At 36.7% G+C, this 16,358-nt stretch carries 17 protein-coding genes; 15 read left to right on the forward strand and 2 right to left on the reverse strand.

The annotated features are described in order from the left end of the window. Positions 1–6: 6 nt before the first annotated feature. The 12 genes from HR057_RS02735 to cobA are packed head-to-tail and all read left to right on the forward strand — an operon-like array spanning position 7 to position 11,611. Positions 7–954, forward strand: a complete 948-nt coding sequence (locus tag HR057_RS02735) for a sirohydrochlorin chelatase (RefSeq protein ID WP_173729872.1) — start codon at positions 7–9, stop codon at positions 952–954. A gap of 28 nt (positions 955–982) precedes the next feature. Continuing rightward, a complete protein-coding gene (gene cobK / locus HR057_RS02740; RefSeq protein ID WP_268990188.1) occupies positions 983–1,771 on the forward strand; it encodes a precorrin-6A reductase in 789 nt (262 codons plus the stop codon). Continuing rightward, on the forward strand, positions 1,755–2,402 hold the full coding sequence (locus HR057_RS02745) for a precorrin-8X methylmutase (RefSeq protein ID WP_173729993.1): 648 nt from the start codon (positions 1,755–1,757) through the stop codon (positions 2,400–2,402). Before cobK ends, HR057_RS02745 begins: the two co-directional genes overlap by 17 nt. Positions 2,403–2,417: 15 nt before the next feature. Then, on the forward strand, positions 2,418–3,518 hold the full coding sequence (locus HR057_RS02750; RefSeq protein ID WP_173729873.1) for a cobalt-precorrin-5B (C(1))-methyltransferase: 1,101 nt from the start codon (positions 2,418–2,420) through the stop codon (positions 3,516–3,518). Beyond that, positions 3,511–4,713 (forward strand): precorrin-6y C5,15-methyltransferase (decarboxylating) subunit CbiE, encoded by a 1,203-nt coding sequence (gene cbiE / locus HR057_RS02755; RefSeq protein WP_173729874.1) that lies wholly within the window; start codon positions 3,511–3,513, stop codon positions 4,711–4,713. Before HR057_RS02750 ends, cbiE begins: the two co-directional genes overlap by 8 nt. Before the next feature lie 10 nt (positions 4,714–4,723). Then, complete coding sequence (gene cobI, locus HR057_RS02760) at positions 4,724–5,425, forward strand: precorrin-2 C(20)-methyltransferase (RefSeq protein ID WP_173729875.1); 702 nt, start codon at positions 4,724–4,726, stop codon at positions 5,423–5,425. Beyond that, positions 5,422–6,198 (forward strand): precorrin-4 C(11)-methyltransferase, encoded by a 777-nt coding sequence (gene cobM / locus HR057_RS02765; protein ID WP_173729876.1) that lies wholly within the window; start codon positions 5,422–5,424, stop codon positions 6,196–6,198. The genes cobI and cobM overlap by 4 nt, the downstream gene beginning before the upstream one ends. Next, positions 6,195–7,301, forward strand: a complete 1,107-nt coding sequence (locus tag HR057_RS02770) for a cobalt-precorrin 5A hydrolase (protein WP_173729877.1) — start codon at positions 6,195–6,197, stop codon at positions 7,299–7,301. The genes cobM and HR057_RS02770 overlap by 4 nt, the downstream gene beginning before the upstream one ends. Positions 7,302–7,315: 14 nt before the next feature. Further along, the gene (locus HR057_RS02775; protein WP_173729878.1) at positions 7,316–8,695 is read left to right on the forward strand and encodes a cobyrinate a,c-diamide synthase; all 1,380 of its coding nucleotides are present in this window, start codon (positions 7,316–7,318) and stop codon (positions 8,693–8,695) included. Then, positions 8,688–10,187, forward strand: a complete 1,500-nt coding sequence (locus HR057_RS02780; protein ID WP_173729879.1) for a cobyric acid synthase — start codon at positions 8,688–8,690, stop codon at positions 10,185–10,187. Before HR057_RS02775 ends, HR057_RS02780 begins: the two co-directional genes overlap by 8 nt. Positions 10,188–10,212: 25 nt before the next feature. Further along, entirely contained in the window at positions 10,213–10,857 is a 645-nt protein-coding gene (locus HR057_RS02785) for a precorrin-2 dehydrogenase/sirohydrochlorin ferrochelatase family protein (protein ID WP_173729880.1), read from the forward strand. Then, on the forward strand, positions 10,850–11,611 hold the full coding sequence (cobA, locus tag HR057_RS02790; protein WP_173729881.1) for a uroporphyrinogen-III C-methyltransferase: 762 nt from the start codon (positions 10,850–10,852) through the stop codon (positions 11,609–11,611). Before HR057_RS02785 ends, cobA begins: the two co-directional genes overlap by 8 nt. Positions 11,612–11,648: 37 nt before the next feature. Here the strand turns inward: cobA and HR057_RS02795 are convergent, their stop codons facing one another. Further along, positions 11,649–12,041: a hypothetical protein gene (locus tag HR057_RS02795; protein WP_173729882.1), complete on the reverse strand. Its 393-nt coding sequence runs from the start codon at positions 12,039–12,041 to the stop codon at positions 11,649–11,651. 202 nt (positions 12,042–12,243) lie between these two features. On the opposite strand from HR057_RS02795, the gene HR057_RS02800 reads away from it, so the two are divergent. Next, complete coding sequence (locus HR057_RS02800; protein ID WP_173729883.1) at positions 12,244–13,152, forward strand: chemotaxis protein; 909 nt, start codon at positions 12,244–12,246, stop codon at positions 13,150–13,152. 259 nt (positions 13,153–13,411) lie between these two features. On the opposite strand, the gene HR057_RS02805 is transcribed toward HR057_RS02800, so the two are convergent. Continuing rightward, positions 13,412–13,870 carry a YkyB family protein gene (locus tag HR057_RS02805; RefSeq protein ID WP_173729884.1) on the reverse strand — a complete coding sequence of 153 codons (459 nt, stop codon included), beginning with the start codon at positions 13,868–13,870 and terminating at the stop codon, positions 13,412–13,414. A gap of 307 nt (positions 13,871–14,177) precedes the next feature. Between HR057_RS02805 and HR057_RS02810 the strand changes: the two genes are divergently transcribed. Both HR057_RS02810 and ppx read left to right on the forward strand, forming a co-directional pair. After that, a complete protein-coding gene (locus tag HR057_RS02810) occupies positions 14,178–14,648 on the forward strand; it encodes a PCYCGC motif-containing (lipo)protein (RefSeq protein WP_374723797.1) in 471 nt (156 codons plus the stop codon). A 125-nt stretch (positions 14,649–14,773) separates the two neighbouring features. Next, entirely contained in the window at positions 14,774–16,303 is a 1,530-nt protein-coding gene (gene ppx, locus HR057_RS02820; protein WP_173729886.1) for an exopolyphosphatase, read from the forward strand. Positions 16,304–16,358 lie beyond the last annotated feature (55 nt).

The raw sequence follows: 16,358 nt of genomic DNA on the forward strand, positions 1-16,358 counted from the left end.
AGAAAGATGAAAGCAATTTTGTTTGTCGGTCATGGCAGTAAAGATCCTGAAGGTAATGAGGAAGTGCGCCAATTTATTAATGAAATGAAGCCTCTCTTAGATGAAAGATTGCTTGTTGAAACATGTTTTTTAGAATTTGAGCGTCCTACGGTTAATGAAGGATTGGAAACATGTGTCAGAAAAGGAGTAACAGAAGTTTATATCATCCCAATGATGTTGCTTCCAGCGGGACATTCAAAAATTCATATTCCAGCTTGTATAGATGAAGCAAAAGAAAAATTTCCTAATATCCGTTTCATCTATGGGAGACCAATTGGCATTCATGAAGCTGCTTTGGAAATTTGCTTAGACCGTTTAGTTGAAAGAGGCGTTGATATAAAGAATGCTGATCCTGAAATGGGAATCATACTTCTTGGACGAGGCGGCAGCGATCCTGATGCTAATAGCGATCTTTATAAGATTGCGAGATTATTGCGGGAACGACTAAAAAATATTCCAATCGTTGAACCTGCTTTTATGGGGGTTACAACGCCGCTAGCTGATGAAGCTGTTCGCCGCTCTGTTTTAATAGGTGCAAAAAAAATAGTAATCTTACCTTATTTTTTGTTCACCGGGATATTAATAAAGCGGATGGAGAACATGCTTCACCATTTCAAAGAACAATACCCAACCTGCGATTTTAACTTAGCTCATTATTTTGGATTTCACGAAAAGTTAAAAACGATTTTTCTGGACCGCGTGAAAGAAGCTTTAGATGGTGAAGTAAAAATGAATTGTGATACTTGCCAATACAGACTAGGAGTAATGGAACATATTGGGCACCATCATCATGGTCATTACCATCATCATAGCCACCATCCCAATGATCGTTGCGTTCATCATGATAGTCATGAACATCATCACTGTCACGTTTATGACCATCATTCCGGTCATATCTATCAATCTACTAGATGAGGTCAGTTGTGAGAGGTGCAAAAAAGGTTTGAAAATTTTGCAATTAGCTGGAACTAGTGATGCAAGACAACTTGCCATCGAATTAATGAAGGAACACTTTCAAGTCATCACGACTGTTGTAACTGAAAACGCCAAAAAGGAACTCAAAAAAGCAGGGCTTGAAGTAATTGTTGGAAGACTTACAGATTCTGATTTTTTCGAATTAATCAAACGAAATCAAATTGATGTAGTTGTTGATGGAAGCCATCCTTTTGCCGAGGAAGCTTCCAAAAATGCAATGAAAGCAGCCAAACTTGCCAAAATTCCTTACGTTCGCTTTGAGCGGCCATCTCAAAAGTTTCGAGATAAATTAATTATTGAAGTTGACTCATATGAAGCTGCAGCAGATGTGGCAGCAAAAAAACGTGGAAATATTATGCTTACAACTGGCAGCAAAACGCTTGAAATATTTACGAGAAAATTGCTCCATTTGCCAAATACTAGAGTAATAGCAAGAATGTTGCCGCGAAAAGATAATATGGAAAAATGTGAACATTTGCAGATTCCGCAAAAAGACATTATTGCCATTCAAGGGCCGTTTTCCAAAGAACTTAATATCGCTCTTTTCCGGCAATATAATATCACGCTAATGATTACAAAAGAAAGCGGAAGAGCAGGGTCCGTCGATGAAAAAATTGAAGCTGCAAAAGAACTAGGGATTGAAACTATTATAATCAAACGGCCAAATATTCATTACGGAACGTCTTTTTCAAATATAGATGAAGTGATTACATATCTTAAAGGAGAGGATTTCAATGGTCATGGATTTTCATACTGATTTTAAACCGATGACTGTTCAACCACAAGAAATTGAAAGGACAAGTTTAGCAACGATTACAGCTGAAATTGGCGACCATCCATTTACAGAAGAACAATATCCGATTGTGCAAAGGGTTATTTACGCAACTGCGGACTTCGAACTCGGTAAAAGCATGGTTTTTCATAAAGACGCTATACAGGCTGGAATTCAAGCAATCAAAAATGGAGAAAAAATTGTGACAGATGTAAAAATGATCCATGTTGGCATATCAAAGCAAAGACTAGATAAATATGGATGTAAAGTAAAGGTTCATATTTCTGATCCAGATGTAATTGAAGAAGCGAAACGTCTCAATTTAACGAGAGCTATTGTTTCAATAAGAAAAAGTGTAAGGGAAAGTGAAGGCGGAATTTATGCCATCGGGAATGCTCCGACAGCACTCTTGGAGTTGATAAGGTTAGTTAAAGAAGGAGTGGCCAAGCCTAGTTTAATCATTGGTATGCCTGTAGGATTTGTTTCTGCTGCTGAATCAAAAGAAGAACTTGCGAAGCTCGATATTCCTTTTATTACGAATATTGGGCGAAAAGGCGGAAGTACCGCTGTTGTTGCTGCAGTTAATGCATTTTCGCTATTAGCATATTCCAAATAAAAGGATTTGAGTACCGTGGGAGAAACAGCGGAAAAAACGAAACAATTGCGTCATGGGTATACTACTGGTGCTTGTGCCACAGCAGCAACTAAAGCAGCATTATTAACTTTGATTACTGGAAAAACAGTTAAACAGGTGGAAATTATTATTCCTGCTGGTGAATATGTCACTTTTGAGATTGTTGAATGTACGCTTCATGAAAATAAGGCAACTTGCGGAGTCATTAAAGATGGCGGTGATGATCCGGATGCAACCCATGGAGCTCTCATTTTATCAACTGTTGAGTGGATGGAAGAGGAAGGGTTCCAATTAAGCGGAGGTAAAGGGGTTGGCAAAGTTACAAAACCTGGTTTGCAAATACCAGTAGGAGAAGCAGCTATTAACCCGGTACCGCGGAAAATGATTAAAGAAACCGTCCAGCAATTGGTTGAAAAATTTGAGATTAGCCGTGGGGTAGCTGTGACTATTTCGGTTCCAGATGGAGAAGAAATTGCCAAAAAAACATTAAACAGCCGTCTCGGTATCGTTGGTGGAATTTCCATATTAGGAACGCGGGGGATTGTCGTTCCATTTTCTTCCTCAGCTTATATGGCAAGCATTGTTCAATATATAAAAGTTGCCCGGGCAAATCTATGTGATCATGTTGTCATTACAACTGGAGGCCGCAGTGAAAAATATGCTATGTCCTTGTATTCAAATTTTCCTGAGGAAGCGTTTATTGAAATGGGCGATTTTGTTGGATTTACGCTCAAACAGTGCAAGAGACAAGGAGTAAAAACAGTCACAATGGTTGGTATGATGGGCAAATTCTCAAAAATTGCCAAAGGGGATATGATGGTTCATGCCAAAGGTTCCAAAGTTGATTTTTCCTTTTTGGCAAATGTAGCAAAAATGTCCGGTGCACCTGAACATATTGTGGAAGAAATTAAAGAAGCTAATACAGCCTCACAAGTCGGCGATATGATGGTAGGGATCGGAAATTACACTTTTTTTGAAAATATTTGCCGCCTCTGTAACGAGTCAGCTCATAAAACAATTGGAGGCGGGATGAATATAGAAACTGTACTCTTCACATTAAAAGGAGAGTTTTTAGGAAGGGCAATGCACCATGGCTAGTTCAATTAAGATTATAGGAATTGGCGACAACGGTAAAGAAAGCCTTCTCCCCATCTATGAAAAATGGATTTATGAAAGTGAACTCTTGTTGGGGGGCGAAAGGCAATTAGCTTTTTTTCCTGATTATGAAGGAGAAAAAATAGTTATTAAAAATGGCCTATCGAAACTGGTGAACCAACTGTCGAACGAAAAAAGAAATACGGTCATTTTAGCTTCCGGTGATCCATTATTTTTTGGAATTGGCAGCTATTTAGCTAGCAAGTTGCACAATGTAGAAATTTTTCCGTATTTGAGTTCGATCCAGTTAGCATTTGCCAAAATAGGCGAACGGTGGCATGACGCTAAATTTATTAGCTTGCATGGCCGCTCCATAAAAGGATTGGCACAAAAAATAGATGGTGAAGATAAAGTTGCTATTTTAACCGATGAAGAAAATAATCCTGCTCTGATCGCCAAATATTTATTAAATTTTGGTATATCCGAATATGAGGCGTTTGTTTGTGAGCATCTTGGCGGTGAAAAGGAACGATGCCGCAAAATGACGATAGAGGAAATGGCTGATGAACAATTTCTTCCATTAAATATAGTAATTTTAAAAAAAGTTAGTAATAGTCCAGATTGGCCGCTTGGTATTGAGGATGAAGAGTTTTTCCAAAGAAAACCAGACAAAGGACTTATTACGAAAAAAGAAATTCGTACATTATCTCTAGCAGCATTGAAAATCAAAAAAGATTCTGTTGTTTGGGATATCGGTACATGTACGGGTTCGGTTGCGATTGAAGCTGCTCGAATTGCCAAAGATGGTGCCGTCTTTGCCATTGAAAAAAATGAAAAAGATCTTGAAAATTGCTATGAAAATATGAAAAAATTCCGGGCTGATTTTACCGTCATCCATGGAAAAGCACCGGATGGATTGGAACAATTTTCTGATCCTGATGCCGTTTTTATAGGTGGTACGGCAGGAAATATCGACGCTATCATAGATATTTGTGCTGGACGTTTGCGGAAAAATGGTCGCATCGTTTTAAATGCAGCTACAATAGAAACTTTATCGAAAGCGGTAGAGTGCTTAAAGCGAAATCAATTTCATGTGGAAATTACGTTGGTGCAAATTTCAAAAAGCAAGCCAATTTTAGATTTAACCAGATTTGAAGCGTTAAATCCAATTTATATTATTACAGCGTCAAAGAATTGAGGGGAAAAAGATGGTTGGAACATTATATGGTGTTGGGGTCGGACCAGGTGCCCCAGAGTTGATTACAGTTCAAGCATATCGGGTTTTAAAAGAATCACCTGTCATTGCTTATCCAAAAAGCCGAAAAGGAAAACAAAGCTATGCCTATAAAATTATTGAAGCTTATGTAAACCCTATTGAAAAAGAGATGCTTGGGCTCATCTTTCCGATGACAAAAGATCAAGTCGTTTTAGAAAAAGAATGGGCAAATACTGTTGAAGCTGTTTATTCGAAACTTGCCGAAGGAAAGGATATTGCTTTCATTACAGAAGGCGATCCCCTATTATATAGTACATTCATTCACCTGATGAAACTTATGAAATCAAAATACCCACAAGTTCCTATTAAAACGGTTCCTGGTATTTCATCCATTAATGGGGCAGCTGCAAGACTAGGACTACCACTTGCTGATGGAGAAGAAAAAATAGCAATCGTTCCAGCAACTGACGATACGGAAGCGATGAGAAAAGTACTACTAGAAAATGATTGTGTTGTTTTTTTAAAAGTTTCAAAAGTGATAAAAAAGATGCTGTCGTTGCTGGAAGAATTGCAGTTGCTAAACAACGCCAATGTTATTACGAAGGCAACATCTGATGAAGAAATTATTTGGAATTTACACGAATTGCCTGACACTAAGCTTGAATATTTAACCTTGATGGTGGTGAGAAAGTGAAAATTTATTTTATCGGGGCAGGGCCTGGCGATCCTGAATTAATTACAGTGAAAGGGTTGCGCCTCATTGAAGAAGCAGATGTCATCCTTTATGCCGATTCACTCGTTAATGAACAATTATTTGAGAGGAGAAAACGAAGTGCTCAACTTATAAAAACAGCGGGTATGCATTTAGAAGAAATTGTAAACGTAATGGTCAAAAATGCAAAAGAAGGGAAAAAAGTCATTCGAGTACATACTGGCGATCCAGCAATATATGGTGCTATTTTGGAGCAAATCTCGTTTCTAAAAAAAGAAGAGATTGAAGTTGAAATTATTCCAGGTGTCAGTTCAGTTTTTGCTGCAGCAGCTAGATTAGGAACCGAATTAACAATTCCTGAACTTACACAGACTGTTATTTTAACGAGAGCGGAAGGGCGGACTCCAGTACCAGAATTGGAAAAATTAAAAGATCTTGCGAAACATCATTGTACGGTTGCGCTTTTTTTAAGTGGTACGTTAACAAAGAAAATTGTTGCTGAGTTTTTAGAAGCCGGTTGGGATGAACGAACACCTGTCGCTGTCGTTTATAAAGCGACTTGGCCTGATGAAAAAATCGTTCGGACTACATTAAAAAATCTTGATGAAGCGATGAAAGCTAATGGAATTCGAAAACATGCGATGATTCTTGCTGGATGGGCGCTTGATGAACAAATATATAACAGAAATTATCGTTCGAAACTTTATGATGAGACATTTACACACGGATACCGAAAAGGTGTGGAAATACGATGATTAAAATAGAAGAAAAATTGGCTAAGACCTATGCAATTGTAGCTATTACAAAACATGGGGTCAAACTTGCTAGGTCATTACATCAAAAATTTGTCCGTGCTGATTTATTTTATCCTGAAAAATTTAGACAAGGGGATGAAGAAAAAATCGGCATTCACTTATTTTCAGGGAAGGTTAGCCAAATATTGTCAGATCTTTTTAAAACGTATAAAGGTATTATTCTCTTTGTCTCATTAGGTGCTGTCGTCCGTATGATAGCGCCGCTTCTTAAAGATAAAAAATCAGATCCTGCGGTTGTTGTTATTGATGATTTAGGCATCAATGTCATAAGTGTCCTGTCCGGGCATTTAGGTGGAGCGAACGAATTAACAATGGAAATCGCATCTTTATTAAACGGAAGACCCATTATTACAACGGCTTCTGATGTACAAAAGACGATAGCCGTTGACTTATTTGGCAAACAATTTGGCTGGGAATATGAAACAGAAGAAAAAATCACTTCGGTCAGCGCATCGGTAGTTAATCAAGAAAAAGTAGCTATCATTCAAGAATCAGGAGAAAAGAACTGGTGGAATCATTCAAGTCCGCTTCCTGACAATATTTTTGTTTATTCTTCTATAAAAGATGCCTTAGCTGACAAATCAGAAGCAGCGCTCGTCGTCACTCATCGGATGCTCACACAAGAAGAAACTGCTATTCTTGAAAACGGTGTTTTGTACCGGCCGAAAGTGATCGTTTTAGGAATCGGCTGTAACCGGGGAACGAACGCTTTTGAAATAGAGCAAGTCATCATTGAAACCTTACAAGAATTAAAGTTTTCGATAAAAAGCGTTAAAGCATTATGTACAATAGATATTAAAAAAGATGAACAAGGACTCATCGATGTTGTAAATAAGTACGGATGGGAATTTGTTACATATTCACAAACCGAATTAAATACTGTTGAAATCAGCGAGCCATCTGAAACAGTTTTTAAGTATACGGGAGCTTATGGAGTGAGCGAGCCTGCTGCAAAACTTTACAGTGGTGCAGACGAACTTGTATTAACTAAGAAAAAATCAGGAAATGTAACGATTTCTGTAGGAATTGTTCAACATAATTGAAAGGGAAGGTGCGCATGTCAACACATCGATTTGTCATTGCCGGAACAGGAAGTGGAGTAGGAAAAACAACCATCACGATTGGATTAATGGCTGCTTATAAAAAAAGGGGACTAAACGTCCAAGGGTTTAAATGTGGACCTGATTACATAGATCCAACTTATCACACTGCCGTCACAAAAAGAGTATCCCGCAACCTCGATAGTTGGATGCTTTCACCTGAAATTGTAAAAGAAATTTTCATTCACGCAAGCAAAGATGCAGATCTATCCATTGTTGAAGGTGTCATGGGCTTATATGACGGAAAAGATCCACGAACAAATAAAGGAAGTACAGCAGAAATAAGCACGATTATTAACGCACCGGTCATTCTCGTTGTAAATTGTGCAAGCATGGCTAGAAGTGCAGCTGCCGTCGTTAAAGGCTTTCAAGCGCTCGATCAAGATGTCAATATTGTTGCTTGTATTGCTAATCGTGTCGGCAGCATCGGACATTTTAATCTAGTAAAAACAGCCATTGAACAGGAGTGTCAAATTCCGGTTATTGGCTATTTGCTTAAAGAACAAAATATTGAGATTCCTGAAAGGCATCTCGGTCTCATTCCAACGATTGAACGTGGAGAGTTGAATTCCTTTTTTGATCAGCTTGGTCAACTGATCGAAGAAACCGTTGATTTGGACAAGTTATTAGAAGTTTTAAAAGCTGATCCATTGGTTGCACCAAATTCAGAGTCTTCCATTTTTGCTCATTCAAATAAAAAGGATGTTCGCATCGCTGTTGCTAAAGATGCAGCTTTTAACTTTTATTATAAGGAAAATCTTGAACTGCTCGAAGCGAAAGGAGCAGAACTTGTATATTTTTCCCCTTTAAAAGGTGAAAAACTGCCTGATCATGTCCATGGTTTATATATTGGCGGCGGATTTCCGGAGGAGTATGCCAAAGAGCTTTCTGACATGATAATAGTTAAACAATCGATCAAGCAGGCAATGGAAGATGGAATGCCAACTTTAGCAGAATGCGGGGGCTTTATGTATTTAACCGAATCCATTGAAACAACGAACGGAAATATATTCCCAATGGTCGGATTTTTGCCTGGGCGTATAAAAATGCAAAATAAACTGGCGGCTTTAGGGTATCGTGAAATTACTGGTGAAAATGGGAATTATTTATTAACAAACGGACTAGTTGCCAAAGGACATGAATTTCATTATTCGACGTACGAAGCAAATGGCCCCATCCGATTTGCTTATAGTATAAAAGGAATGAAAGGAAGTAAAAAAGAAGGTATTATAAACAAAAATGTAATAGCCGGTTATACCCACTTTCATTTTGCTTCATGTCCGGAGGTGGTCGGAAATTTTCTTACAAAATGTAGGGAGTGGAAAAATAGTGGTTAAAGCAATGCCAATTATGATTCAAGGCACCCATTCTGATGCTGGAAAAAGCGTGATTACGACCGGATTGTGCCGCATTTTTTATCAGGATGGATACAAAACTGCACCGTTTAAATCGCAAAATATGGCTTTAAACTCTTATATAACAGTTGATGGAAAAGAAATCGGCAGAGCGCAAGGAGTTCAGGCGGAAGCAGCCGGAGTTGTAGCAACAACCGACATGAATCCAATATTAATAAAGCCAAACAGCGTAAATGAATCGCAAATTGTTGTCCACGGCAAGCCTTATCAAAATATGAAAGCAACCGCTTATCGCCAAGATTTTTATCAAACTGGCTTACAAATTATAGAAGAAGCTTACCGTCGTTTGGAAAATGAATTTGAATGTATTGTCATTGAAGGAGCGGGCAGTCCAGCTGAAATTAATTTAAATGATCGGGAACTCGTTAATATGCGTGTAGCAAGAATGGCAAATGCTCCAGTTATTCTTGTCGGTGATATTGAAAAAGGCGGTGTATTTGCCAGTTTAGTTGGGACTCTTCAGCTTTTATCAGAAGAAGACCGTAAACGCATCATAGGTGTCATCATCAATAAATTTCGCGGTGATAAAAAACTCCTTGAACCTGGGATTGAATGGTTTGAACAATACACCGGCAAAAAAGTATTAGGGGTTGTTCCTTATGTACATAACTTGAATATCGAAGCAGAAGATTCGGTTATTTTAGATAAGTATCCTTATGAAGAAGACGTAACAAAAGAGATTGATATCGCCGTCATCCGATATCCGATGGTATCGAATTTTACCGATGTAGATCCTTTTTTTGCTGAAAAGGATTGCCATGTCCGTTTTGTTCGAAATCCAAAAGAGTTGGGGGAGCCGGACCTTATTATTTTTCCAGGCAGCAAGAACACGATAGAAGATTTAAACTATTTAAAGAAAACCGGATTAGCTCAAAGTGTTTTAAAGCTCGCTCAAGAAAAAAATATACAAGTGGTAGGGATATGCGGCGGTTATCAAATGCTGGGAAAGAAAGTAGAAGATCCAAATGGTGTCGAAACAACATTAGGATCGATCAACGGGCTCGGGTTGTTGCCTGTTGAAACGGTGATCACGACTGAAAAAATGACAGTCTTATCGGAAGGAACCCTTATCTTTAAAAATCGTCAATACCCGGTAAAAGGATATGAAATTCATATGGGACAATCTAGTTTAACGAGTAAACCTTTAATTGCTTTGGAAAATCGAACGGACGGTTGTAAACGAGATGATGATAAAATCATCGGCACATATTTCCATGGACTGTTTCATAATGACGAGTTCCGCCATGATTATTTAAATGACTTACGTATCCAGAAAGGACTTGAACCTATTGTTGAACGTGTTTCTATTCATAAACTACGTGAACAAGCATTTGATAAACTAGCTGATCATCTTAGACGTCATATTGATCTCTCATATATTTATGAAAAAATGAGGCAGTTTCAAATGGACTGATTGAAATGTGCAAGGGGTGCTTACTTTGGTTTATTATCCCGTCATGTTAAATTTAGAAAATAAAAATTGTGTTGTTGTCGGTGGAGGAAAAGTAGCAACTAGAAAAATAGCTTCTCTCATGCAGGCAAAGGCGAATATTACAGTTGTAAGTCCTGAATTTACTAAAGAAATTTTACAATGGAACGAAGCAAATCTATTATCAATTAAAAAGAAACCTTTTGATACTGATGATGTGAAGGATGCTTTTCTTGTCGTAGCGGCAACAAACTCGTCGCAAATTAATTTACAAGTTTTTGACGCTCTAAATCCAAATCAACTTATTAATATTGTCGACCATCCGGAACTCTGTAATTTTATAGTGCCGACTACGATCCATCGCGGTAAGCTCACCATTGCCATTTCAACTTCAGGAAGCAGCCCGCTTTTAGCGAAAAAGATAAAACTAGATTTAGAAGAAATATTAGATGATTCCTATGAACAATATTTAAACTTTTTAGATGAAGCTAGGAAAGAAATTAAAATGAAAATTATTGATATACGAAGAAGAAGAGAACTTTTTGAGCATTTACTCGATCCAATTTATTTGGAATATATAAGAGCTGGGAACATTGCAAAATGTAAAACGCATCTTCGAGAGGTAATCAGGAAGGTGGAAGGTCGTCTTGAATAAGGGAAAAGTTTATATCGTTGGTGCAGGTCCAGGCCATCCAAAACTGATTACGATCCGCGGCATGGAATGTATTAAAGAAGCGGATGTAATCATTTACGACCGGCTAATCAACAAAGAGTTGTTAAATTATGCATCTAGCCATTGCCAACTCATTTATTGTGGAAAAGTACCTAGGGAACATGGTTTGATTCAAGAAGAGATCAATACTTTATTAGTTGAACATGCGAAGAAAGGAAAAATTGTTACAAGATTAAAAGGTGGAGACCCGTTCGTTTTTGGACGTGGAGCTGAAGAAGCGGAAGTTTTAAGAAATCATCATATTCCTTATGAAATTGTTCCTGGAATAACTGCTGGAATTGCAGCTCCAGCTTATGCAGGGATCCCGGTTACACACCGGAATTATGCATCAAGTCTCGCTATTGTAACAGCCCATGGTAAACTTGAGAATAATGAAGACCATCTAAATTGGCAAGCATTGGCTCAAGGAATTGATACGCTCGCCTTTTATATGGGAGTTGGCAATCTTCAATATATTTGTGATCAATTAAAAAAGCATGGCCGCCCTGAAACGACACCAGTTGCGATTATTCAATGGGGCACAACAAATATGCAAAAAACAGTGATCAGTACTCTTGACAATATTACAGAAAAATGTGCAAAGGAAAATATTACGAATCCTGCAATGATCATCATTGGTGATGTCGTAAATTTAAGGGAAAAAATTCATTGGTTTGAAGAAATGATTATTAAGTGATGGAAGAGGCTGCTTTTTGCAGCCCCTTTTTCAATTTTTAAATTTTTATTGTGAGAGGATCATACATTTTATGTAATCCATATTTATACAAAATATCAAATTTTGATTCTTCTTTGCGATTCAATAGTTTAGAAACAAATAACTCTATTGATGCGGCATATTTTCTTTCATCATCTATAATTGGGTCAATTTCATCACAATAATTGCACCATAGTTCCAGACAAAAGCCTACCGCATCAAGGGGATATTGATCTTTCATCGAATAATAGAGCAGCCAAGCAACAGTTTGCTGTTTTCGATCCATTAGTTCATCTATTAATTGTTTAACTTCAATATGAAATTTTCGTTGAAGTTGTTCTTTTTTCGTTTGGAAACAGATGATTTTTCGATTGTTGTAAGCGCTTTCGGTTTTTTTATTATTTTTTGCCACCTCTAATCCTCCTTGAATGATAATATTTTAATAATACCACTTAAAAAGAGAAATAGGAAGTCAACTATCTAAATATTTAGAACGTTTTTAATTGTGTATTATCAAGCCGTTTGTAAATTACGTGTCTCATAGTTTCCTATTTTAAAATAGAGTAAAATAAAATATAATGAAAGTAATATTTTTTATGGAAGGGCGAATGAGGATGAGTCAAAATCATAAAGGCATTTTACTTGAAAGCGGCACAAATGAACTGGAGATTGTTGAATTTTGTGTAGGGAAAAATAAGTTTGGCATCAATGTTATAAAAGTAAAGGAAATTATTAACCCTGTTCCCGTAACAACCGTTCCTCATACTCATCCTTCAGTGGAGGGAATTATTACACTCCGTGGGGAAGTATTGCCAGTTGTGAACATGTCTACAGTTCTAGGTTTTCCACCTTCAGAAAATCCGAAATATGATAAATTTATTGTTTGTGAATTTAATAAAACGAAAATAGTCTTCCATGTACATAAAGTTACACAAATTCATCGTATATCTTGGAGCCAAATCGAGAAGCCGAATGAAATGTTTACTGGAATGGAAAAACAAATCATCGGTGTTATAAAAATGGAAGATGAAATGGTTCTTCTATTGGATTATGAAAAAATTCTCGTAGATATTAATCCCGAATCTGGTATTAATACGGATCGGCTAAAGACATTGGGACCACGGGAGCGTTCTAATAAAAAAATCGTCGTTGCTGAAGACTCTGCATTACTCCGGCGGCTGCTTGAGCAAACATTGGAAGAAGCCGGGTACAATCAACTTGCATTTTTTGAAAATGGCCACGAGGCTTTGAATTATCTAGAAGAAATTGTAGCATCTGGTAAAAAGGTTACCGATGAAGTGCAAATGGTCATCACTGATATTGAAATGCCAAAAATGGATGGCCACCATTTGACGAAAAAAATTAGAGAGCACGAGGACTTAAAAGAATTACCAGTCATTATTTTCTCTTCTTTAATCACAGATGATTTACGCCATAAAGGGGAAGTTGTCGGTGCAACGGAACAAGTAAGCAAACCGGAAATTGTTGAATTAGTGAAACGTATTGACGAGCATATTTTATAAAAACGGTCAAATTTATCCGCTTAAAAAAACTCCCGCAACCTCACAGGGGCCAACCCAGTGAAGAGGCGGGAGTTTTCAAGTGAAACCTCTTTCATCAAAATGTTTAAATAAAAAAGAACTAAAATTAACATATCCATGGACAAAATCGGAACATTTGGAAAAACAACATTCTTGAACGGGAATTCTCCCCAAATTTAAAGGGGAGATGAAAAGAAATAGTTATTGATGAAAAATTTCGAAAAAAATGTACAATATTTTTTTAAAAATAAGATTGTCCGAGCTTTTTAAAAACAGGCTTCGTATATTTCTTTTTTGGATACGGAGGCTGTTGTTTTTTTTCATCTGGAAGACTTTTTATACCAGTGTAGTTTTGCAAGATAAGCTTAGCCTTTGAAAGTGGTAAATTTGTTTTGGGGTTTCGATACGTTTCATTTAGCTCGCCGAGATGCGGCAGTTCAGCAAAATCACTTTTTTGAGGTGGAATATGGAAATAATATTCACCTACAGATACGAGTAAATCAGAACGTTGTAGACTATTTTTTGGATTTTTTGAAAAGTGAAGTCCGATTTTTTTTGCTTTTCCATCTTCAAGTAATTTTTCTAACGTTTTTTTCTTTAAGAGATAGAGAAATTTTGGATTAGGGGCAGTTTTTGCATGTCGATTCACGGTGAAGAGCGCATGGGAGAGTTCTTCTATTGAATACTCAGGATGGTCCATATGTAAGCTCCTTTCATTATTATGGTATTATTATACACCTGCGGTGAAATCCAAACAAGTAATTATAGTTAAAAGCCTCTTTGAGGTGAATTTTTAGTAGGTTGTCTCTACAGGTCGTTGTTGGTGGTCGGGATGGGTTTTGAAAGTGAACTTAACAACTAGGTTATCACCCTTAATTCGAGAATGATTATTATTACAATTTTATGAACAATTGATTTTTAATAAATAAAATATAGGCATTGATAGAGAAAAAATGTTACTATAACGTAGTGTAATCCTATAGTTTAAGGAGGGAATTAATTATTTAATGCATAAATCGATCGCTTTTATTGCAATGATAGTCCTTTTGTTTTCATTAACTGCATGCAATTCTTCTGAAAAAGAGTCAGCACAACATTCAGAAGAAATAAAAATGGAATATAATCTTGACACAAAAGAATTTTCACCGGTAATGACACAGTTTGGTTCAAAAGAAGAACTGGAAGCTTATGCTTTTGCTGCGGAACATCCAGAAGTGTTAGATTATATGCCGTGTTATTGTGGCTGTTATGAATCAGATGGCCATACAAATAATACAGCTTGTTTTATAGATTCCATCAATGGTAATGTTGCGATTTTAGACAACATGGGCCTTGGCTGACAAGTTTGTGTTGATATAGCCCGGGAGGCTAAAGCAGAATTCGAAAAAGGTACAGATCTTAAAACGATTCGTACATTAATTGATAAAAAATATGGTAATAATGGAGTTGAGTCAACACCAACACCAATGCCGGAGTAAAATAATATAATAAGGTATTTAAAGCAGTGAATCGCGTAAAGATTTACTGCTTTTTTATAATGAAGGAAACAAAAATCAGATTGCAAATGATGAATACTAAATAATGGGCGATAGGAATGATTAGGATGGAACAGAAATTTGCAATTATTGATATTGGTTCAAATACAATGCGGCTTGTGATTTATCGTCATGAAAAAATTGGTAGTTTTAAGGAAATTGAAAACATTAAAACAGTTGCCCGGCTCCGAAATTTTTTAGATGAGAATCATTGCTTGAATGAGGAAGGAATGAATTTATTAATTGATACATTAAAAAATTATGAGGAAATTACAAATTACCACCAGGTTGAAACTGTTAAAGCAGTTGCTACCGCAGCTATACGCCAAGCCAAAAATCAACAAGAAATTTTGGAAAGAATTCGTGCGAATACAAATTTGCAAGTGAAAGTACTCAGTGAATATGAAGAAGCTTATTATGGCTTTTTAGCTGTCGTTAATTCAACTTCAATTACTGAAGGGATCACGATCGATATTGGAGGCGGAAGCACAGAACTTACTTATTTTAAAGATCGAAAGCTTATAGAATACCATAGCTTTCCGTTTGGTGTTCTTTCCTTAAGACAGCAATTTGTGAAAGGAGATGTTCCGACACAAGAGGAGTTAAAGCAATTATCAACGTTTTTATTAGATCAAATCAGTCAACTTGAATGGTTAAAAGATAAAAAAGTTCCGTTTATAGGTATCGGAGGAAGTGCACGAAATATTGCCCAAGTTGACCAAAGATTGAAGAATTATCCTTTGGGAGGATTGCATCAATATAAAATGAACAGCGACGATCTTAGGATTGTGAAAAATCACTTAACGAAATTAACGATTGATGAACTGAAAAAAGTAGAAGGATTATCGACAGATCGTGCCGATATTATTATTCCAGCTGTTGAAGTTTTTCAAATTTTTTATCAATTTATTAATGCAACCTCATTCATTTTATGCCGGAAAGGGCTTCGTGATGGGGTATTTTTTGAACAATTATTAAAACCATATGAAATGACAATGTTTCCGAATGTGATTGAGGAAAGTCTATTCGAGTTGGAGTATGAATATAAAATCAATATCGATAATGCCTTTCAAGTTTCACGATTAGCCGTAAACATCCTTCATTCATTAGAAAAGATCGGAGTTGTTTCATTAACCGATGCTCATTTTAACGAAACAAGGCGAGGTGCCTATTTATTTCATTTAGGACGTTATATTGATGATGAAGCAAGCAGCCAACATACCTTTTATTTGCTCGCCAATCGAACCATTGATGGCATCATGCATATAGATCGGCTGCGTCTGGCAGCAATTGCGTCGTTTAAGTCTAAAGCGTTGTTGAAACAATATATTGAACCTTTTGAAGATTGGTTTTCGAAAAAAGAATTACACGAACTTCGATTATTGGGAGCGGTGTTAAGATTTTCATATGCGTTAAATGCGACAAAACGGAATGTTGTAAATTCCATTCAAATAATTGAGGAAGAAAATAATTTAACGATGAACATCATTTGTACACATAATTGGCAAGCAGAATTGTATGAAGCTGAAAAACAAAAAAGACATTTGGAAAAAGCGCTAAAACGAAAAATAATTCTTCAGTTCATTGCTATGAAATAAGGTATACGTATTATGAAAATTTTTCCATATTTTAGTAAAATGTAAGAAGAGGACG

This window comes from Calidifontibacillus erzurumensis, assembly GCF_013303125.1.
Taxonomy (GTDB): domain Bacteria; phylum Bacillota; class Bacilli; order Bacillales; family Bacillaceae_J; genus Calidifontibacillus; species Calidifontibacillus erzurumensis.